The sequence below is a fragment of the Streptomyces sp. NPDC047081 genome (assembly GCF_040643775.1).
GTDB lineage: Bacteria > Actinomycetota > Actinomycetes > Streptomycetales > Streptomycetaceae > Streptomyces.
Map to the genome: position 1 here is coordinate 216,693 of NZ_JBEYUY010000006.1, position 19,147 is coordinate 235,839.

19 protein-coding genes and 1 tRNA gene are annotated in these 19,147 nt (G+C 70.3%); 5 read left to right on the forward strand and 15 right to left on the reverse strand.

Annotated elements, in window-relative coordinates; genetic code table 11:
* Positions 1–71: 71 nt before the first annotated feature.
* Both ABZ848_RS13945 and ABZ848_RS13950 read left to right on the forward strand, forming a co-directional pair.
* Positions 72–281 (forward strand): helix-turn-helix domain-containing protein, encoded by a 210-nt coding sequence (locus tag ABZ848_RS13945; protein WP_360830358.1) that lies wholly within the window; start codon positions 72–74, stop codon positions 279–281.
* Positions 278–1,645, forward strand: coding sequence for a tyrosine-type recombinase/integrase (locus tag ABZ848_RS13950; protein ID WP_360830361.1), 1,368 nt, complete (start codon positions 278–280; stop codon positions 1,643–1,645). Before ABZ848_RS13945 ends, ABZ848_RS13950 begins: the two co-directional genes overlap by 4 nt.
* Positions 1,646–1,798: 153 nt before the next feature.
* Here the strand turns inward: ABZ848_RS13950 and ABZ848_RS13955 are convergent.
* Positions 1,799–1,880 (reverse strand) — tRNA-Tyr (locus tag ABZ848_RS13955).
* Positions 1,881–2,106: 226 nt separating this feature from the next.
* On the opposite strand from ABZ848_RS13955, the gene ABZ848_RS13960 reads away from it, so the two are divergent.
* Positions 2,107–2,595 (forward strand): YajQ family cyclic di-GMP-binding protein, encoded by a 489-nt coding sequence (locus ABZ848_RS13960; protein WP_030945172.1) that lies wholly within the window; start codon positions 2,107–2,109, stop codon positions 2,593–2,595.
* Positions 2,596–2,700: 105 nt separating this feature from the next.
* On the opposite strand, the gene ABZ848_RS13965 is transcribed toward ABZ848_RS13960, so the two are convergent.
* Positions 2,701–2,967 carry a GlsB/YeaQ/YmgE family stress response membrane protein gene (locus tag ABZ848_RS13965; RefSeq protein WP_360830365.1) on the reverse strand — a complete coding sequence of 89 codons (267 nt, stop codon included), beginning with the start codon at positions 2,965–2,967 and terminating at the stop codon, positions 2,701–2,703.
* Positions 2,968–3,198: 231 nt separating this feature from the next.
* On the opposite strand from ABZ848_RS13965, the gene ABZ848_RS13970 reads away from it, so the two are divergent.
* Positions 3,199–4,458: an APC family permease gene (locus ABZ848_RS13970; RefSeq protein ID WP_360830367.1), complete on the forward strand. Its 1,260-nt coding sequence runs from the start codon at positions 3,199–3,201 to the stop codon at positions 4,456–4,458.
* Positions 4,459–4,630: 172 nt separating this feature from the next.
* Here the strand turns inward: ABZ848_RS13970 and ABZ848_RS13975 are convergent, their stop codons facing one another.
* The 13 genes from ABZ848_RS13975 to ABZ848_RS14035 all read right to left on the reverse strand — a co-directional run bounded on the left by ABZ848_RS13975 (position 4,631) and on the right by ABZ848_RS14035 (position 17,661).
* Positions 4,631–5,197 carry an SMI1/KNR4 family protein gene (locus ABZ848_RS13975; RefSeq protein ID WP_360830370.1) on the reverse strand — a complete coding sequence of 189 codons (567 nt, stop codon included), beginning with the start codon at positions 5,195–5,197 and terminating at the stop codon, positions 4,631–4,633.
* 78 nt (positions 5,198–5,275) lie between these two features.
* Positions 5,276–5,668: a YccF domain-containing protein gene (locus ABZ848_RS13980; RefSeq protein WP_360830373.1), complete on the reverse strand. Its 393-nt coding sequence runs from the start codon at positions 5,666–5,668 to the stop codon at positions 5,276–5,278.
* Positions 5,665–6,528, reverse strand: a complete 864-nt coding sequence (gene htpX, locus ABZ848_RS13985; RefSeq protein ID WP_360830376.1) for a zinc metalloprotease HtpX — start codon at positions 6,526–6,528, stop codon at positions 5,665–5,667. The genes ABZ848_RS13980 and htpX overlap by 4 nt, the downstream gene beginning before the upstream one ends.
* A 194-nt stretch (positions 6,529–6,722) precedes the next feature.
* Complete coding sequence (locus ABZ848_RS13990) at positions 6,723–8,240, reverse strand: NADH-quinone oxidoreductase subunit N (RefSeq protein ID WP_360830379.1); 1,518 nt, start codon at positions 8,238–8,240, stop codon at positions 6,723–6,725.
* Positions 8,237–9,811 (reverse strand): NADH-quinone oxidoreductase subunit M, encoded by a 1,575-nt coding sequence (locus ABZ848_RS13995; protein WP_360830382.1) that lies wholly within the window; start codon positions 9,809–9,811, stop codon positions 8,237–8,239. The genes ABZ848_RS13990 and ABZ848_RS13995 overlap by 4 nt, the downstream gene beginning before the upstream one ends.
* Before the next feature lie 6 nt (positions 9,812–9,817).
* Positions 9,818–11,812, reverse strand: a complete 1,995-nt coding sequence (locus ABZ848_RS14000; RefSeq protein WP_360830385.1) for an NADH-quinone oxidoreductase subunit L — start codon at positions 11,810–11,812, stop codon at positions 9,818–9,820.
* The gene (gene nuoK / locus ABZ848_RS14005) at positions 11,809–12,207 is read right to left on the reverse strand and encodes an NADH-quinone oxidoreductase subunit NuoK (RefSeq protein ID WP_360830388.1); all 399 of its coding nucleotides are present in this window, start codon (positions 12,205–12,207) and stop codon (positions 11,809–11,811) included. Before nuoK ends, ABZ848_RS14000 begins: the two co-directional genes overlap by 4 nt.
* A complete protein-coding gene (locus tag ABZ848_RS14010) occupies positions 12,207–13,004 on the reverse strand; it encodes an NADH-quinone oxidoreductase subunit J (RefSeq protein ID WP_360830391.1) in 798 nt (265 codons plus the stop codon). Before ABZ848_RS14010 ends, nuoK begins: the two co-directional genes overlap by 1 nt.
* Positions 13,001–13,759: a 4Fe-4S binding protein gene (locus ABZ848_RS14015; RefSeq protein ID WP_360830394.1), complete on the reverse strand. Its 759-nt coding sequence runs from the start codon at positions 13,757–13,759 to the stop codon at positions 13,001–13,003. Before ABZ848_RS14015 ends, ABZ848_RS14010 begins: the two co-directional genes overlap by 4 nt.
* 2 nt (positions 13,760–13,761) lie before the next feature.
* The gene (locus ABZ848_RS14020; protein ID WP_360830397.1) at positions 13,762–14,730 is read right to left on the reverse strand and encodes a complex I subunit 1 family protein; all 969 of its coding nucleotides are present in this window, start codon (positions 14,728–14,730) and stop codon (positions 13,762–13,764) included.
* Entirely contained in the window at positions 14,727–16,598 is a 1,872-nt protein-coding gene (locus tag ABZ848_RS14025; protein WP_360830400.1) for an NADH-quinone oxidoreductase subunit C, read from the reverse strand. Before ABZ848_RS14025 ends, ABZ848_RS14020 begins: the two co-directional genes overlap by 4 nt.
* Complete coding sequence (locus ABZ848_RS14030; RefSeq protein ID WP_360830403.1) at positions 16,595–17,275, reverse strand: NADH-quinone oxidoreductase subunit B family protein; 681 nt, start codon at positions 17,273–17,275, stop codon at positions 16,595–16,597. The genes ABZ848_RS14025 and ABZ848_RS14030 overlap by 4 nt, the downstream gene beginning before the upstream one ends.
* Positions 17,266–17,661 (reverse strand): NADH-quinone oxidoreductase subunit A, encoded by a 396-nt coding sequence (locus ABZ848_RS14035; RefSeq protein WP_360830406.1) that lies wholly within the window; start codon positions 17,659–17,661, stop codon positions 17,266–17,268. Before ABZ848_RS14035 ends, ABZ848_RS14030 begins: the two co-directional genes overlap by 10 nt.
* 243 nt (positions 17,662–17,904) lie before the next feature.
* Between ABZ848_RS14035 and ABZ848_RS14040 the strand changes: the two genes are divergently transcribed.
* Positions 17,905–19,104 carry a sensor domain-containing protein gene (locus tag ABZ848_RS14040; RefSeq protein ID WP_360830409.1) on the forward strand — a complete coding sequence of 400 codons (1,200 nt, stop codon included), beginning with the start codon at positions 17,905–17,907 and terminating at the stop codon, positions 19,102–19,104.
* Positions 19,105–19,147 lie beyond the last annotated feature (43 nt).

Genomic DNA, 19,147 nt, shown 5'->3' on the forward strand with positions numbered 1-19,147 from the left:
CAGACGGCCCCTGGAGGGGCGGCGCGGCCCCTCCGCTGTCTGCTCCTCCTTCTGTCTTAGGAGATCTCGACATGGCCAGCCCTTCCCGTCGCCGGCGCGCGCCCAAGGACGAACTCCTGCCGCTGAGTGACGTACTGGAAGAGATCGGCATCACCCGCGCCACCTGGTACCGGTGGCGCAACCGTGGCTTCGGGCCGGAGGCGCAGCGCACGCCGTCCGGCCGCATCTGTGTGCGCCGAAGTGCCCTGGACGCCTTCAAGGACGAATTGGAAGCCGCGTGACCGAGTGGACCTACGACGTCAAGATCTGGACCATCCGCAAGCGTGAAGGCCGGCGGAAGCCCTATCAACTCCGTTGGAAGGTGGGCTTCCGTCCGCATTCGGAGTCGTACCAGACATCGGGCCTGGCAGACAGCCGCCGAGCCCAGCTGATCACAGCCCAGCGCGCGGGCGAGCCGTTCGACGTGGACAGCGGTCTACCGAAGTCCATGGTTGACAAGGACCGGGACATCTCGTGGTACGAGCACGCCCGGAACTACATCGAGATGAAGTGGGGTGACTCGCCCGGCAATACGCGGCGAACGCTGGCTGAGGCCATGGCAACGGTGACGCCCGCGTTCGTGAAAGACACCAACGGGATGCCGGACACGAGAGCCGTCCGACGCGCTCTCTACAGCTGGGCGTTCAACAAGAACCGGTGGGATGAGGAGATCCCCGCCGACGTGGTCAAGACGCTGGATTGGTTCAAGCGCAAGTCGCTCCCCATGTCCGCGCTCTCCGACCGCCTTGTCGTACGCGCTGCTCTGAGCGCCCTCTCGAAGAAGCTGGACGGCACGACCGCAGCAGCGGGGACGATCAGCCGAAAGCGTGCGATCTTCTACAACTCCCTTGAATTCGCGGTCGACGCCGAACTGATCAGCGACAACCCGTTGGACCGGATCAAATGGACGGCACCCGAGCAAGTCGTAGAGGAAGTGGACCCGGAGTGCGTGCCGAACCCCGCCCAAGCGGCCAGGCTCTTGGCCGCTGTGCACGATCAGAGCAAGCGTGGCCGCCGACTCGTGGCGTTCTTCGGCTGCATGTACTACGCGGCTGCACGGCCGGCTGAAGTTATCGGGTTGCGAGTCGGGGACTGCGACCTGCCCCGCCGCGGGTGGGGCCTGCTCCGGCTCCGTGAGACCCGCCCACGCTCCGGCACTGCCTGGACGGACAGCGGGGAGGCACACGAGAAGAGAGGGCTGAAGCATCGCCCACGCAAGGCAGTGCGCCGCGTGCCGATCCCCCCAGAGCTGGTCGCGCTGCTCCGATGGCACCTCACCGCGTACGGTGCGGCGACCGACGGGCGGGTCTTCCAGACGATGCGCGGCGGGCTGATCCAAGACACCGGGTACGGCGAAGTCTGGGCTGAAGCTCGCTCGCGGGCTCTCACCCCGGCGGAGTTCGAGTCGGTGTTGGCCAAGCGGCCGTATGACCTTCGCCACGCGGCGGTGTCCACCTGGCTCAGTTCGGGAGTCGAACCTCAGCTCGTGGCTGAGCGCGCCGGCCACAGCGTGGCCGTCCTGTTCCGGGTCTACGCCAAGTTCCTCAGCGACGGAGACGAGGCCGCGAACGCCAAAATCTCGGCTCGTCTCGGACAGCAGAGCTGACGGGCCAAGATCTGGTCCACGTCTGGTCCACACAGTTCGAGATGAGGCGTTCGAACGCGAGACAGCACGAGACAGTGCCTTGACCGTCAAGGCGCACGACAAAGGCCCCCCGACCTGCTTAAACAGCAGGTCGGGGGGCCTTTGTTTTCCGTGTGGCGGCGCCAGGATTCGAACCTGGGAAGGCTGAGCCGGCAGATTTACAGTCTGCTCCCTTTGGCCGCTCGGGCACACCGCCGGGGTTTGCTGCCGTTCGAACCGCTTTCCGGCGGTGCTCCGTGGCAACGACGTAAACAATACCCGATGCCGAGGGGTGCTTCGCCACCCGATTGATCTGCGCTCGGGGGACCACGGGTGGCTAGGCTTGTCCGGATGCGGCCCGGGTTCCACGCCGGGCTCGGCGGCCACCCCCACGCCCGCCGATACGCACCCCACACGCACCCCGATACAAGGAGCCACAGGACATGGCCGACTCCAGTTTCGACATCGTCTCGAAGGTCGAGCGGCAGGAGGTCGACAACGCCCTCAACCAGGCCGCCAAGGAGATCTCGCAGCGCTACGACTTCAAGGGCGTGGGTGCCTCGATCTCGTGGTCCGGTGACAAGATCCTGATGGAGGCGAACTCCGAGGACCGCGTCAAGGCCGTCCTCGACGTCTTCCAGTCCAAGCTGATCAAGCGTGGGATCTCGCTGAAGGCGCTCGACGCCGGTGAGCCGCAGCTGTCCGGCAAGGAGTACAAGATCTTCGCTTCGATCGAGGAGGGCATCTCCCAGGAGAACGCGAAGAAGGTGGCGAAGATCATCCGTGACGAGGGGCCGAAGGGGATCAAGGCTCAGGTGCAGGGTGACGAGCTGCGAGTCAGCTCGAAGAGCCGGGACGACCTGCAGGCCGTGATCGCCCTCCTGAAGGGCAAGGACTTCGACTTCGCGCTGCAGTTCGTGAACTACCGGTAGGACGCCTGCCGACGGGCAGCACGGTCGTACGAGAAAGGGTGGGCACCCGTCGGTGCCCACCCTTCTCGCCTGCTGGCTGCGGTCCGGGGGTGTGCTCTGCCGTGCTCAGTTGCGCGAGTTGCCGAACAGGATGCGGTAGGCGACCAGGAGGACGAGCGAGCCGCCGATCGCCGCGGCCCACGTCGCTCCGTCGTAGAAGTTGTTGGTGATCGGATGGTCCAGCCAGCGGGCCGAGATCCAGCCGCCGATGAACGCGCCCGCGATACCGATGAGCGTCGTGCCGATGAAACCGCCCGGGTCGCGCCCGGGCAGCAGGAACTTGGCGATGGCCCCGGCCAACAGCCCCAGGATGATCCAGCTGATGATCGTCATGCCGTGAACCTGCCCTCCTACGCTGTGCTTGCACTGTCCGAACGGTGAGATTTCGGTGCGGACAGGCTGTGCGTCGCGCGACGTTCGCCCGTGTTGCGCAGCGCGTGCCGTCCGGCCCGCAGTGCCTGTGTTGCTCGTACGGCCGGTGCGTCGCGCGCTTGTCGTGCTCTGTTGATGGACAGGACGTCACGATGGCACTCCTCGGTTGCAGCGATCAGTAGGGTGCGGGCCATGACACAGCCCGGTTCCGCCTCCGAACTGCGCCGCACCCTGGGGATCGGGGACGCCGTGGTCATCGGGCTCGGCTCGATGATCGGGGCCGGGATCTTCGCCGCCCTGGGGCCCGCGGCGCGCGCGGCCGGCTCCGGGCTGCTGCTCGGCCTCGCGGTCGCCGCCGTGGTCGCGTACTGCAACGCCACGTCGTCGGCCCGGCTGGCCGCGCTGTATCCGGCCTCCGGCGGCACGTATGTGTACGGGCGCGAACGGCTCGGGGCGTTCTGGGGGTATCTCGCGGGCTGGTCGTTCGTGGTCGGGAAGACGGCCTCCTGTGCGGCGATGGCGCTCACCGTGGGCGCGTACGTCTGGCCGGGGCAGGCGCACGCCGTGGCGGTCGCGGCCGTGGTGGCGCTGACCGCGGTGAACTACGGCGGAATCCAGAAGTCCGCCTGGCTGACGCGGGCGATCGTGGCGGTGGTCCTGGCTGTCCTCGCTTCCGTGGTGGTCGTGTGTCTGGGGTCCGGGTCGTCCGACGCCGGGCGCCTGGACGTCGGGACCTCGGGCGGTGTGGGCGGGGTGCTTCAGGCGGCCGGCCTGCTGTTCTTCGCCTTCGCCGGGTACGCCCGTATCGCGACCCTGGGCGAGGAGGTACGGGATCCGGCGCGCACCATCCCTCGCGCGATCCCCCTGGCTCTGGGCATCGCGTTGGCCGTGTACGTGTGTGTGGCGGTGGCCGTCCTTTCCGTGCTGGGGGCCGACGGTCTCGGGCGCGCGGGCGCTCCGCTGGCCGATGCGGTGCGGGCGGCCGGGGTGCCGGGGCTGGTGCCGGTGGTGCGGGTGGGTGCTGCCGTGGCCGCGCTGGGCTCGCTGCTCGCCCTGATCCTGGGCGTCTCGCGCACGACGCTGGCCATGGCCCGCGACCGGCATCTGCCCGGCGCGCTGTCGGCCGTGCATCCGCGTTTCCAGGTACCGCACCGGGCCGAACTGGCCGTGGGTGCGGTGGTCGCCGCCCTGGCCGCCACGGTGGACGTCCGGGGCGCGATCGGATTCTCCTCCTTCGGTGTGCTGGCGTACTACGCGGTGGCCAACGCCTCGGCCTGGACGCTGAGTTCGGCTCTGGTGGCGCGAGCACTGCCGGCGCTGGGGCTGGTCGGGTGCCTGGTGCTGGCGTTCTCGCTGCCGGGGGTCTCGGTTGTCGTGGGTGCGGGGGTGCTGGCGGTGGGTGTGGCGGCGTACGGCTTGCGGCGGTGGGTGGCTGGAAGGCGGCGGGCTTAGGGCGCCCGGGCGTGGGGCGCCGTAGGTCACGGGCCGACCTGGCAGTTGCTGGGCCGGTCCGGCCGTGCCCGGCTGCACGGGCGGTCGGCCACCACGCCGTACAACTGCCGCCGCCCGCACCGCTGTACAAGCCGTACGAGCCGTACGAGCCGTACGAGATGGACCGTGTCCGTCAGGACGCCTGGGCCCGTGCCGTGCGTATGCGGAAGTCGTCCCAGGGCGGCAGGTCCATGCCCTCGTTCGTCTCCTCGTACCAGCCCGTGCCGTCGACCCAGGTGTTCAGCCAGTCGGTCAGGCTCGGGGCGTCGATGTACCAGGCGTGGTCGGGCTCGCCCGCGTTCGGTTCGAAGAGCAGGACGGGGGCTTCCGGGGCGTGGCAGTCCACGCACGCGTACATCGCGCAGCCCCAGTGGGATATCGGCAGGACTCCCTCGGGCCAGGGCCAGTCGGGGTCCTGGAGGGCGTCGGCGCGGTTGGTGAGGTACTGGACGACTGCGGCGGGCTCGCCGGCGGGCGGGCTGTCCAGCAGGGGCAACAGGCCGTACTCCGGGCCGAATCCGCCGTCGCCTATCCGCAGGTACAGCTCGGCGAGCAGCGGGGACAGGGGGAATCCCAGGGCGGCCTCGGCGCGGGCCAGGGTGGCCGCGTCGACGGGCTCGGGGAGGGAAGTCCAGCCCCATGGGCGGGTGTTGCGTGCCTTGGCGGCCACCCGTGCCAGCAACTGCTCGTTCTCGGTCATGGGTTCATGATGCAAGCCGCCACTGACAATCGGGGCAGCCTGTGGACAACCACCTGTGGATAACCCTCGCTGGGGTGGTCAGCGCGTTGCGAACGGCTGGTCCGTCGGCACGATTTCGCGGCCGAGCGGCAGCAGCGAGACCGGGATCAGCTTGAAGTTGGCGATGCCGAACGGGATACCGATGATCGTGATGCACAGCACGATGCCGGTGACGATGTGCGCGAGGGCCAGCCACCAGCCGGCGAGGACAAGCCACAGGACGTTGCCGATGCAGGAGGGGGCGCCGGCGTCGCGGCGCTCGACCGTCGTGTATCCGAAGGGCCACAGGGCGTAGATGCCGATGCGGAACGCCGCGATGCCGAACGGGATACCGATGATCGTGATGCAGAGGATGACGCCTGCGGCGAGGTACCCGAGGAACAGCCAGAAGCCGCTCAGGATCAGCCAGATGACGTTCAGGATGGTTTTCACTGCGGGCGACCTGCCATCTTCTCGAGCCGGGCGATGCGTTCCGCCATCGGCGGGTGCGTCGAGAACATCTTGGAGAGTCCCTGGCCGGGACGGAAGGGGTTCGCGATCATCATGTGGCTCGCCGTCTCGATGCGCGGCTCGGGCGGCAACGGAAGCTGCTTGGTGCCCGCTTCGAGCTTGCGCAACGCGCTGGCGAGTGCGAGCGGGTCGCCCGTGAGCTGGGCGCCGGACGCGTCGGCCTCGTACTCTCTGGAGCGGCTGATGGCCAGTTGGATGAGAGTCGCCGCGAGCGGGCCCAGGATCATGATGAGCAGCATGCCCAGAATTCCGGGGCCGTCATCGTCGTCGGAGCGGCCGATCGGGATCAGCCAGGCGAAGTTGACCAGGAACATGATCACGGAGGCGAGCGCGCCGGCCACCGACGAGATGAGGATGTCACGGTTGTAGACGTGACTGAGCTCGTGGCCGATGACACCGCGCAGTTCGCGCTCGTCCAGGATGCGCAGGATGCCTTCCGTGCAGCACACGGCGGCGTTGCGCGGATTGCGGCCCGTGGCGAAGGCATTGGGGGCCTCCGTCGGGGAGATGTAGAGGCGGGGCATGGGCTGGCGGGCTTCGGTGGAGAGCTCGCGGACCATGCGATAGAGGGCCGGGGCCTCGAATTCGCTCACCGGGCGCGCGCGCATCGCGCGTAGCGCCAGTTTGTCGCTGTTCCAGTACGCGTACGCGTTCGTGCCCAGTGCGACGAGAACCGCTACGACGAGCCCCATGCGGCCGAAGAAGCTGCCGATGACGATGATGAGGGCGGACAGTCCTCCGAGGAGTACTGCGGTCCTTAGCCCGTTGTGCCGGCGGTGCACGGTACGCCCTCCAAATCGTGCAGCAGGGGAACCCTTTGCTTGCGATCTTGCTTGCTTTCTCCGGTGCCACCGGTGCCGTGGTGTCACGTCCAGTGGACCCTCCCGTACTGGTCAACGCCAGGCGAGGGTCACTAGTTCCCTTGTGCGTACGGCCACAGGGATGGGCCGGCCGGGTGACAGACCGGCGCGAACGCTCAGAAGAGGCCGGTGTCGGCGAAGCGCAGGACGAGCTGGGGTGCTCCGGAGAGAGCGATGCCGAGGACACCGGTGAGGGTGATCGCCGCCGTGAGAGGCGCCGGGTGGCGGTGCCGGACGGCGTCGCCCTCGGGGGCGCGGAAGAGCAGAGCGGTCCACTGGAGGTAGTAGAAGAGCGCGATCACGACATTGACGGCCATGACCACGGCCAGCCAGCCGAGGCCCGCGTCGACGGCCGCCGAGAAGACGGTGACCTTGGCGAACAGGCCGATGATGCCCGGTGGCAGTCCGGCCAGGCAGAGCAGGAAGAAGGCCATCAGGAGAGCTGCGAGCGGGTTCGTCGCGTACAGGCCTCGGTAGTCGGTGATGCGGTTCGCGGCCTTCGTACGGCCCACCAGTGCGACCACCGCGAACGCGCCGAGGTTCACGGCGCCGTACATGAGGGCGTAAGCGACCGTGGAGCCGACGGAGTGCTCGGCGTCGTCGGAGTAGGCGGCCGCGGCGATCGGTACGAGGAGGTAGCCTGCCTGGCCCACGGAGGACCAGGCGAGCAGGCGGACCGCGCTGTACGCGCGCGTGGCCTGCTGGCGCAGGGCGCCGACGTTGCCGACCGTCATGGTGAGCGCGGCCAGCGCCGCCAGTGCGGGGCCCCAGACGTCGGCGTACGAGGGGAAGGCGACGACCGTGACGAGGATCAGGCCGGAGAATCCGACCGCCTTGCCGACGACCGACAAGTAGGCGGCGATCGGGAGGGGCGCGCCCACGTAGGTGTCGGGCACCCAGAAGTGGAAGGGCACAGCGGCCGTCTTGAAGGCGAAGCCGACGAGGGTGAGGACGACACCGGTCTGGGCGAGGGTGTGCAGTTGTCCGTCGACGTGCTGGATGCGGTCGGCGACCTGGGTGAGGTAGAGCGTGCCGGTGGAGGCGTACACGAAGCTGATGCCCATGAGGCTGACGGCGGTCGCGGTGACCGACGACAGGAAGAACTTCAGGGCGGCTTCGGAGGACTTCCTGTCGCCGTACCGGAGGCCGACGAGGGCGAAGGCGGGCAGGGAGGCGACCTCCAGGGCGACGATCAGGGTCGCGAGGTCGCGGGAGGCGGGCAGGAGGGCCGCGCCGGCCGCGGAGGAGAGCAGGAGGAACCAGTACTCCCCCTCGGGGAGTTGTCTGCTCTCGTCCTTGAGGGCCGTCACCGACAAGAGGGCGGCGAGGAGGGCGCCGCCGAGGACCAGGAACTGGATGACCAGGGTGAAGCGGTCCGCGGTGTAGCTGCACGCGTGCGTGCTCACGCAGAAGGTGCTGCGGTCGCCGTCCAGCAATGGCAGGAGCAGCAACGCCGCGGCGGCCAGGCCGGCCACGGAGAACCAGCCGAGGAGGGGCTTGCGCGGCTCCGGTACGAACAGGTCGGCGACGAGGACGACGAGCCCCACGACCGCGGCGAGGGTGGGCGGCGCGATGGCGAGCCAGTCGACGGACTGGACGAGGTACAGGGCCGGCGCCTGGGCGAGGGAGCTCATCGGGTGCCTCCTGCGAGGAGCTGCTGCACGGCCGGGTCGGTCAGGCCGAGGAGGGCCTTGGGCCACAGCCCGGCGACGACGGTGAGGGCGACGAGCGGTGTCCAGGCCGCGAACTCGTACGTGTGCACGTCGGCGAGCTGCGGCGCCTCCTGCGGTACGGCGCCCATGCAGACGCGGCGGACCACGACGAGCATGTACGCGGCGGTGAGGAGGGTGCCGAAGGCCGCGATCGCCATGAAGGTGAGGAAGGCTGGGCGGCTGAGGTCGGCGGCCGGTTTGAACGCGCCGAACAGCGCAAGCATCTCGCCCCAGAACCCGGCCAGGCCCGGCAGGCCCAGCGAGGCGACCGCGCCGAAGGCGAGGAGGCCGCCGAGGCGGGGGGCCTTGCCGTAGAGGGCGGCGCCGGTCTCCTCGGCCAGGGTATCCAGGTCGGTCGTGCCCGTGCGGTCCTTGAGCGCGCCGACCAGGAAGAACAGGAGGCCGGTGATGAGGCCGTGGGCGATGTTGGCGAACAGGGCGCCGTTCACGCCGGTCGGGGTCATCGTGGCGATGCCGAGCAGGACGAAGCCCATGTGGCCGACGGAGGAGTACGCGATGAGGCGCTTGAGGTCGCCCTTCGCGCCCTGCTTGGCGAGGGCCAGGCAGGCGAGGGATCCGTAGATGATCCCGACGACGGCGAAGGCGGCGAGGTACGGCGCGAAGGTGTGGAAGCCGTCCGGTGCGATGGGCAGGAGGATCCGGACGAATCCGTACGTACCCATCTTGAGCAGGACGCCGGCCAGCAGGACCGAGCCGACCGTCGGCGCGGCGGTGTGGGCGTCCGGCAGCCAGCTGTGCAGGGGCCACATCGGCGTCTTGACCGCGAGCCCGATCCCGATCGCCAGAACGGCGATGACCTGCACGGATGTGGTGAGCGACCGGCCGTTGTCAGTGGCGAGTGCCACCATGTCGAATGTGCCCGCCTTGATTCCGATCAGGAGCAGGCCGAGCAGCATGACGACCGAACCGAGCAGCGTGTAGAGGATGAACCGCCAGGCGGCCTGGGTCCTGCCCTCGCCGCCCCAGCGGGCGATGAGGAAGTACATCGGGATGAGGACCATCTCGAACGCGAGGAAGAACAGCAGCAGATCGAGGACGGCGAAGCTCGCGAGCGTGCCGGACTCGAGGACCAGCAGCAGTGCGACGAAGGCCTTCGGGGTCGGGCCCGCAGGCATCTTGAAGTACGTGTAGAGCGCGCAGAGGAAGGTCAGCAGCGCGGTCAGGACGACGAGGGGGAGGGAAATGCCGTCGATGCCGAGGTGGATGCGCACGTCGAGTGCGGGGATCCAGCTGATGTCGGTCGTGGCCTGCATCCTCGACGGATGGTCGTGGTCGAAGCCGAGCGCCAGGACGATCGCGGCGATGAGAACCGCGCCGGTCACGGTCACACCGTGCCGCAGCACGGCCTGCTCGGGCGACTTCCCCTTCAGCCCGGGCGGGGCGGGCAGGAGAGCGGCGGCGGCGCCGAGGAGCGGGCCGACGACGACGAACGCAAGAAGGAACTGCATCACGGACTCGCTGATATCGATCACGCCTGCTCACGCTCCCGTGGCGACGAGGAGGGCGGCGACCGCCAGGACGACGGTGCCGGCGAGCAGCGCGCTCACATAGGTCTGCACATTGCCGGTCTGGGCGCGCCGTACGGCGGCCCCGAGCAGGCGGGGCAAGGCGCCCGCGCCGCGCACGTAGGTCTCGACGACCTCGCGGTCGAGGAAGCGGACGAGGCTCGCTCCGGCCTGGACCGGGCGGACGAACAGGGCCGCGTACACGGCGTCGAGGTGGAAGCCGACGGCCGCGTGCCGGTGCAGCGGGCCGAGCAGCAGCCGCCCGGGATCGGCCGGGTCGGGCGCGTAGGCCACGTCGCCGTACACGGGCGCGTGGCTGGCGATCGCCTCGGCCTCGACCAGTCCGGCGTCGCCTTCGGGGTGGGCGGCGACCGCACCCAGCGGGGCGCGGGCCGCGAGGGCCGAGGTGTGCCGCCAGGCCGCGTAGGTGACGAGGCCGCCGACCAGCGCGACGCCCGTGCCGAGCACGGAGGTCGTGAGCGTCGGGGTGAGGTCGTGGCCGTCGAACCAGTCGGGCAGCGAGCGGTAGGCGAACCCGCCGAGCGCGAGCGACGGCAGGGCGAGCACCCACAGCACCACGGTCATGGTCAGCGGCTGGCGACCGTGGTCGGGGGCCTCGGCGCCCCGGCCCTGGAAGGCCAGCAGCCACAGGCGCGTCGCGTACGCGGCGGTGAGCACGGCGGTGAGCAGGCCGGCGACGAGGGTGATCCAGCCCGCGGCGCCGGGGGCGTTCTCGGTGTGACCGGTGGCCACGTGTTCGGCGGCGCCGAGGACGGACTCCTTGGAGAAGAAGCCGCTGAAGGGCGGGATCGCGGCGAGCGCGAGAAGTGCCACGGTCATCGTCCAGTACGCGTCCGGGATGCGGTCGCGCAGGCCCCGCATGCGGGACATGGCGGCCAGCGAGTTGGTGCCGGCGGCGTGGATGACCACGCCGGCCGCGAGGAAGAGCAGCGCCTTGAAGGCGCCGTGGGACAGGAGGTGGAAGACGGCGGCTGAGCGGTCGCCGACGGCGAGGGCGCCGGTCATGTAGCCGAGCTGGCCGATCGTCGAGTAGGCGAGGACGCGCTTGATGTCGTCCTGGGCGAGTGCGGCGAGACCGGAGCCGAGCATCGTGACGGCGGCCATCACGGCGAGGACCACCATCGCGGCCTGGGAGGCCTCGAAGACCGGGAGGAGACGGGCGATGAAGTAGACACCGGCGGCGACCATGGTCGCCGCGTGGATGAGCGCGGAGACGGGGGTCGGGCCCGCCATCGCGTCGGGCAGCCAGGTGTGCAGCGGGAACTGCGCCGACTTGCCCGCCACGCCGGCCAGGAGCAGCAGGGCGATGAGGGTCGGGTGGTCGAGCCCGCCGTGGGCGACGGAGCCCAGGATCGTCGTGATGCGGAAGGAGCCGACGTCGGTGGCGAGGGCGAACAGGCCGATGAGGAAGGGGACGTCACCGAGCTTGGTCACCAGGAAGGCCTTGATGGAGGCGGCGCGCGCCTCCGGGGTCTCCCAGTAGTGGCCAACCAGGAAGTACGAGCAGATGCCCATGATCTCCCAGCCGACCAGCAGCACGATGAGGTCGCCGGAGTAGACGACGAGCAGCATCGCGGAGGTGAAGAGGGAGACGAGAGCGGCGTACGAGGGGTAGCGCGGGTCGTCGCGCAGATAGCCCGTGGAGTAGATCTGCACGCAGGTGGCGACGACGCCGACCAGGACGGCGACGAGGGCGGCGAAGCCGTCGATGTTCAGGGCGAGTTCGATCGGGACCGAACCGGTGGGCGTGAGCTCGGTGTGGGCGTCGACGACCTGGTCACCGCCCTGTCGTACGGCGACCAGCACGGCCAGCACGAGGGCGGTGAGGGTCGGCAGGACGGCGAGCGGGCGGACGAAACCGGGGGCCGTACGGCCGAGCAGCAGGCCGGCGGCCGCCCCCAGGAACGGCAGGAGGGGGACGAGGACGGCGAGGGTGGTCGTGGTCACGCGGTGGCCTCAGCCTTCCCGGCCCGGTCGGCCTGCGCGGCCGCGGGGCTGTCGCTGTCGGGGCCGTCGGTCTCGGGTCCCTCGGCGGTGTCGCGGAGCTTGTCGATGTCCGAGGTGCCGCGGTTGCGGTGGACGGCGAGGACGATCGCCAGCCCGATGCCGATCTCGGCGGCGGCGATGGCGATGGTGAACAGGGTCAGGGCCTGGCCGGAGTGCAGCGTGTCCTGGGCGGCCTTGCTGAGCCAGACGTCGAAGGCGACCAGGTTCAGGTTGACGGCGTTGAGCATCAGCTCGACCGACATGAGGACGAGGATCGCGTTGCGGCGGGCGAGGACTCCGTACAGGCCCGTGCAGAAGAGGAGGGCGGCGAGGACTGCGGGATAGGCGAGGTGCATCAGCGGGCACCGCCTTCCTGCTTGGCCGGGTCAGAGGTGGTCTCAGCCGGGCCGGTGGCCTCGCCGGGGCTGGCGGCCTCGGTCGGAACAGTTCCCGAAACCGAACCTTTTCGCCCGATCGGGTGATTGCGGGAATTCGGGATGGATGGGGAACCACCGGGCGTGGCCCGGGAGTTCACAGGGGGAGAGCTCGACTCCGCCTTCGCCTTGCGGGACAGGACGATCGCCCCGACCAGGGCCGCGAGGAGAAGGACGGAGAGGGCCTCGAAGGGGAGCACCCAGTTCTGGAACAGGCTCGCTCCGGTGACGGCGGTGGAGCCGGCGGCCGGGCCGTCCAGGTCGATCCAGGTGGCGCGGAAGGCGTCGACGACGACCCAGACCAGGGCCGCCGCGGCGGCGACGGCCACGGTGAGCGCGGCCCAGCGGTTGCCGGAGTCAGCGTCCGGGGAGCGGCCGATGGGGGCCTTGGTGAGCATCAGACCGAACAGAAGGAGGACGACTACGGAACCGACATAGATGAGGACCTGCACCCAGGCGATGAACTCGGCGGTGAGCAGGAGGTATTCGACGGCGAGACCACCGAGGGCGACCACCAGCCACAGGGCGGCGTGCACCAGCTGCCGGGTGGTGACGGTGACGAGGGCGGCGCCGAAGGTGACCAGGCCGACGAGGAGGAAGGCGATCTCGACACCGGTCGGGGAGAGGAACCCGTGGGTCTCGGCGGCAGCGCCGGTGAGGGCGGCGTGGGCGGGCGCTGCGGCGGTGGCTCCGGCAGCAGTGGCTGCGGCGAGGGTCACGACGCGCCTCCCTCGGGTGTGGCCGGCCCGGACGGCGGATCGGACGGCGGCCCGGACTGCGGGTCGGTCGGTCCGGAGCGCGGGTTGGCCTGTCCGGTCGAGGGGCCGGGCTGCGGCTCGGCCGGTCCCGTCGGGGACGCGGACGGTGCATCGCCCGCTGCCGCCGGAGACCCGGACGGTGCCTCACCTGCTGCCGTCGGGGACCCGGGCCGTGCCTGACCCGGCTCCGCCTGCGCTGCCGCCAGCTTCTCGGCGGTCTTGCGGGCGGTCGCGATCTCCTTGGGTTCCTCCGCGCCGGGGTCGAGGGCGGGCGGGGCCGGGACGGTCCACATCCACTCGCGGAGCTTGTCGCGTTCGTGGGTGAGATCACGGATGTCGGTCTCGGCGTACTCGAACTCCGGGGACCAGAACAGGGCGTCGAAAGGACAGACCTCGATGCAGATACCGCAGTACATGCACAAGGAGAAGTCGATGGCGAAGCGGTCGAGGACGTTGCGGCTGCGCTCGCGGCCGCCGGGCGTCACGGCCGGGATCGTCTCCTTGTGGGAATCGATGTAGATGCACCAGTCCGGGCACTCCCGGGCGCAGAGCATGCAGACCGTGCAGTTCTCCTCGAACAGGCCGATGACACCGCGGGTGCGGGGCGGGAGGTCGGGCTGGACCTCGGGGTACTGATCGGTGACCGTCTTCTTGGTCATCGTGCGGAGGGTGACGGCCAGACCCTTGGCCAGGCCGGCGCCGGGGATGGGGGCCACGGTTACTGGATCACCACCTTGACGATGCCGGTGAGGGCGATCTGAGCGAGGGAGAGGGGGACGAGGAGGGTCCAGGAGAGCTTCTGCAGCTGGTCCTCGCGCAGGCGGGGGTAGGTGACGCGGAGCCAGATCACGACGAAGGCCAGGACGGCGGTCTTCAGCAGGGTCCAGATCCAGCCGAGGCCGTCGGCTCCCCAGGGGCCGTGCCATCCGCCCAGGAAGAGGACGGTGGTGAGGCCGCACAGGACGACGATTCCGGCGTACTCGGCGAGGAGGAACAGGGCGAAGCGCAGGCCGGTGTACTCGGTGTAGGCGCCGAAGATGATCTCCGAGTCGGCGACGGGCATGTCGAAGGGTGGGCGTTGGAGTTCGGCGAGGCCGGCGACGAAGAAGACGATCGCGCCGACGATCTGCCAGGGCAGCCACCACCACTCGAAGGCATCGAGGATGCCGGGGAGGGAGACCGTGCCGGCCGCCATGGCGACGGACGCGGCGGTGAGGAGCATGGGGAGTTCGTAGGCGAGGAGCTGGGCGGCGGTGCGGAGGCCGCCGAGGAGGGAGAACTTGTTGGCGCTGGCCCAGCCGGCCATGAGGGAGCCGAGGACGCCTACGCCCATCACCGCGAGGACGAAGAAGATGCCGGCGTCCAGGACCTGGCCGACGGCGCCCTCGCCTGGGCCGATGGGGATGGCGAGCAGGACGATCAAGTACGGGAGGAGGGCGACCGCGGGGGCGAGCTGGAAGATGCGGCGGTCGGCGCCGGCCGGTACGACGTCTTCCTTCTGGGCGAACTTGACGCCGTCGGCGACGAGTTGGGCCCAGCCGTGGAACCCGCCGGCGTACATCGGGCCGAGGCGGCCCTGCATGTGAGCCATGACCTTGTGTTCGGTCTGGCCGACGATCAGGGGGAAGGTGAGGAAGACGACGAAGACGATCAGGAGTCGCAGGGTGACGTCGAGCGCGTCGTTCACTGCGGGCCTCCTGCGGGGTTGTCGGGGTTGGGTCGGGTGGGTGGGGCGTCAGAGGTGGGGCCGTCGGAATCCGCGGCGGCCTCGGAGTCGGCAGCCTGCGCAGACTCCGACTGCCGCTCAGACTCCGGCTCCGACCTCTGCCCAGACTCCGACTGCCGCTCAGACTCCGGCTCCGACCTCTGCCCAGACTCCGGCTGCCGCTCGGACTCCGTCTCCTGCTCGGGCGCGGGGGCCTTTTCAGGAGCGGGGCGCTCGGGCGCCGGGGGCTCTGACCCGGTCTGCTCGGCAGGAGCGGACGACTCGGTCGCGGGGCTCTCCGACGCGCGCTCCTCGGCGGCAGGCTGTTCAGCCACCGGCTGCTGCTGTTCAGTCAACGGCTGCTCGGCCGCCGGCTGGTCGGGCTCGGACCTGTCCGATGTGCCTTGGTCGGGCGCGAGTTGCTCAGGCGCAGGCTGCCCGGGGGCCGAAGTCGGCGTCGGCTGTTCGGTTTCCGGCTGGTGCGGTTCCTCGGTGGGGTGGGCGGCAGCGCTGGGCCGACGTTCGGGTTCGTCGAAGGCCGGGCGGGCGTGGTGCCACGGGGCGTCCGAGCTGCGCGGGGCAGTGGGCGCCTTCGGCGGGGGCGTGCTTTCCATGCCTGGGGACGCGATGTTCTCGCCCTTGTCGTCGGCAGACGGCTCCGCAGCGGACGCCGCCCGCTGGCTCGCGGAGCCTTGCGACGCCGTACGCGCCCGTCGGGGTCCAGCCGTCGGAGAAGCCCCCTCTGCCTGCTGGCTCGCGGACCCCTCGGCCGCCGACCGAGCACGCCGGGGCACAGCCCCCGAGGCACCCGCCTGGCTTGCCGACCCCTCCGCAGCGGACCGAGCACGCAGCGGCCCAGCCCCCGAAGCACCCTCGGCACCCGGCTGGCCGGCCGAACCTTCCGCCGCCGGCTGACTGGCCGAGCCCTCCGCCGCCGCCTGGCTCGCCGAGCCCTCCGCCGCCGTCTGGCTCACCGAGCCCTCCGCTGCGGATCGGGACCGCCGAGCCGTCACCGGAGCATCCCCGGACCCCGCAGCCCCGGTCTGGGTCGCCGACCCTTCCGCAGCCGACCGAGCACGCCGAGCCCCACCCGGAGTCGCCGCAGCTCCAGTCCCAGCCGTGCCTGCCTGCTCGGCCGGCTGGCTTGCCGATCCCTCCGTCGCCGATCGAGCCCTCCGTACCGGGCGCTCCCCCGCCGCGCGGGCAGGGCGCTCGCCTGTCGCGCGGCCCGCGCCTCGTGCCGGGCGGGCCGGGGCCGCGGGGAGTTGGCCCTTCAGGGGGCCCCATTCGTTGGGGTCGGGGACGCCTGGGGGGAGCATTTGGCGGCGTTTGGGGGTGCCGTGTTCCGACTCGCCCGGTTCCTTGGCGCCGGGCCAGGCCTTGGCCACGCGGGCCGCGAGGACGAAGTCCTTGCGGAGGGGGTGGCCTTCGAAGTTCTCCGGGAGGAGGAGGTGGTCCAGGGACGGGTGGCCCTCGAAGGTCACGCCGAACATTTCGTGGGTCTCGCGTTCGTGCCAGGCCGCACCGGCGTAGACGTCGACGGCGGACGGCAGGGCCGGCGCCTCGTGCGGGACCGTCGTGCGGAGCAGGAGGCGGCGGACCGGGGAGAGGGCGACGACGTGCGCCGAGACGCGGAAGCCCGTGCCGGGCTCGTCCACCGCGCTCAGCCAGTCGAAGTACGTGCAGGAGAGGGTGGTGCGTGCCGTCTCCAGGGACGTGATCCAGGAGGCGGGCGGGACGTCGACCGTGAGGACCTCGTACGACTCCTCGGCCGTGGCCTCCGTACCGAACAACTCCTCGACGGGGGCGGGAAGCCAGCCCACCGTGCCACCCGCCGCCGTGCCGCTCATCGCCCCTCCTCGGAAGGAGACGCGGGAGGAGACGCGGGCGTGCCGTTGGCCGGTGTCGGTGCCGGGCCCTTCACCAGGTCGCTCTGCAGTGCCCCCGCCGAAGGCCGGCCCGCCGTCACCCCGTACCGCTCCCCCAGTGACTCCCGGGCGATCTTCTCCTGGAGTTTCAGGATTCCCTGGAGGAGGGCCTCGGGGCGTGGCGGGCAGCCGGGGACGTACACGTCGACCGGGATGATCTGGTCGACGCCCTTGGTGACGGAGTACGAGTCCCAGTACGGGCCGCCGCAGTTGGAGCAGGCGCCGAAGCTGATGACGTACTTCGGTTCCGGCATCTGCTCGTACAGGCGCTTGACCGCCGGGGCCATCTTGTCCGTGACCGTGCCCGAGACGACCATCAGGTCGGCCTGGCGCGGGCCCGGTGCGAAGGGGATGACGCCGAGGCGGATGAAGTCGTGGCGGGCCATGGACGCGGCGATGAACTCGATCGCGCAGCAGGCCAGGCCGAAGTTGAAGACCCAGAGGGAATACCTGCGGCCCCAGTTCAGGATGACCTTCATCGGTTCGGGGGCCAGTCGGGCCAGGGCGCCCAGGCGTTTCGGTTCCGGCAGGAACACCGGTTCCGCCGACTGCCCGTCGGTGTTCGGCTGCCCATTGGTGTCTGGCGTCGTCACATCCATGCCAGAACGCCCTTCTTGTACGCGTACAGCAGGCCCACGGCCAGGAAGCCGAGGAAGATGAACATCTCGATGAGGGTCGTCGCGCCGTAGCCCGGGTCGGCGAAGACCGTCGCCCAGGGGAACAGGAAGATCGAGTCGACGGCGAAGACGACGTACAGGAAGGCGTAGACGTAGTAGCGGACCTGGGTGTGGGCCCAGCCCTCGCCGACGGGGTCGACCCCGCACTCGTACGTCAGGAGCTTCTCGGGCGTGGGTACCACCGGCCGCAGCAGTCGGCCCGCGCCGAAGGCGACGGCGACGAAGAGCACGCCGACGACGGCGAGCAGTCCGACGACCGAGTACGACTGGAAGTAGCCCGCCGCGCCGACGACGGTCGGTTCCCGCACGTCCGTCCCCTCACTCGCAGCTGTTTCGATGACCTGCGCGCAGATGACCTGTACGCAGACGATCTGTACGCACGGGAGTCTAGGCCCTGATAAAGAGACGGTAAGCAGCCCGTCGCCGCTTGAGATGACTGCTTGAGATGTCTGCTTGAGACGTCGCCGATATGTGGGGGTGGGGTTTTCCCCCGCACGTGGGGGCGGTCGGCCTCATGGCGCGGGCGTCCGGCGCGCGGCACGCTAGCCCATATGACCGAACGACTCTCGCTCGCGACCAGAGCCCCGGCGGGGGACGGCGACCGCCTGCCGCCCGCCCGTTTCGCGTACGACCGCCACACCTGGAAGGAGATCGCGCACCTCCTGGTGAACCTTCCGGTGGCGCTGGTCGGGTTCGTCTACAGCGTGACCGTGCTGACCACCGGCTTCTGGCTGGCCGTGACGGTGATCGGGTTCCCGTTGCTCGCGGCAGGCCTGATCGGCGCGCGGCTGCTGGGGCGGATGGAGCGGGCCAGGGCCCGGGCGCTGCTCGGGGTGCGGGTCGACGAGCCGAGCCCGCTGCCCAGCAGGCGCAGCGCGGGCGGCTTCCTGCCGTGGCTGTGGATGGCGCTGAAGGACTCGGTGGGCTGGCGGACGGTTTTGTACGACTTCATCCGGCTGCCCTGGGGCATCCTCACCTTCGTCATCACGCTGACCTCGCTGTTCGTGCTGTGGCCGGTGCTGCCGTTCATCGCGCGGGGTCTGGCCAACGCCGACCGGGCGATGGTGCGCGGGCTGCTGTCGCCGAGCGACGAGCTGGAGCGGCGGATCGCGGAGCTGGAGTCGGACCGCGGGGTCGTTGTCGACACGGCCAACGCCGACCTGCGGCGCATCGAGCGCGATCTGCACGACGGCGCGCAGGCCCGCCTGGTCAACCTGGCCATGGGGCTCGGGCTCGCGAAGGAGAAGCTGCTGGAGGACCCAGACTCGGCGGCGGAGATGGTCGCCGAGGCGCACGGCGAGGTGAAGCTCGCACTGCAGGAGCTGCGCGACCTGGCCCGCGGCATCCATCCCGCCGTACTCACCGATCGCGGTCTGGACGCCGCGCTGTCCTCGGTCGCCTCGCGCTGCACCGTGCCCGTGAAGGTGACGGTCGACCTCGTCGAGCGGCCCGCAGCGGCCATCGAGGGGATCGCCTACTTCACCGTCTCCGAGCTGCTGCAGAACATCAGCAAGCACAGCGGCGCGAAGACGGCGTCCGTCGAGGTGTGGCGGGCCGACGAGCGGTTGCTCATCCAGGTCGAGGACGACGGCCGCGGCGGCGCGCGCCTCGACGGCGGTACGGGGATGCAGGGGCTGGCGGAGCGGCTGGACGCGGTCGACGGGCTGTTCGTCCTCGACTCCCCGCAGGGCGGTCCGACGACCGTGACGGCGGAGCTGCCCTGGCGGGACCGGGGGCCGACGGAGAGGTAGCGGCGCCGAGGTAGGGAAAACCCCCCTTCCAAGACGCCGACGG

Excerpts from the sequence above, each read along its gene's own strand:
- ABZ848_RS14025 (WP_360830400.1), bottom strand. The coding sequence starts at position 16,598 with ATGAGCGGCACGGCGGCGGGTGGCACGGTGGGCTGGCTTCCCGCCCCC.
- ABZ848_RS13975 (WP_360830370.1), bottom strand. The coding sequence starts at position 5,197 with ATGACCGAGAACGAGCAGTTGCTGGCACGGGTGGCCGCCAAGGCACGC.
- ABZ848_RS13990 (WP_360830379.1), bottom strand. The coding sequence starts at position 8,240 with ATGAGCTCCCTCGCCCAGGCGCCGGCCCTGTACCTCGTCCAGTCCGTC.
- ABZ848_RS14040 (WP_360830409.1), top strand. The coding sequence starts at position 17,905 with ATGACCGAACGACTCTCGCTCGCGACCAGAGCCCCGGCGGGGGACGGC.
- nuoK (WP_360830388.1), bottom strand. The coding sequence starts at position 12,207 with ATGCACCTCGCCTATCCCGCAGTCCTCGCCGCCCTCCTCTTCTGCACG.
- ABZ848_RS13945 (WP_360830358.1), top strand. The coding sequence starts at position 72 with ATGGCCAGCCCTTCCCGTCGCCGGCGCGCGCCCAAGGACGAACTCCTG.
- ABZ848_RS13965 (WP_360830365.1), bottom strand. The coding sequence starts at position 2,967 with ATGACGATCATCAGCTGGATCATCCTGGGGCTGTTGGCCGGGGCCATC.
- ABZ848_RS13960 (WP_030945172.1), top strand. The coding sequence starts at position 2,107 with ATGGCCGACTCCAGTTTCGACATCGTCTCGAAGGTCGAGCGGCAGGAG.
- ABZ848_RS13970 (WP_360830367.1), top strand. The coding sequence starts at position 3,199 with ATGACACAGCCCGGTTCCGCCTCCGAACTGCGCCGCACCCTGGGGATC.
- ABZ848_RS14030 (WP_360830403.1), bottom strand. The coding sequence starts at position 17,275 with ATGGATGTGACGACGCCAGACACCAATGGGCAGCCGAACACCGACGGG.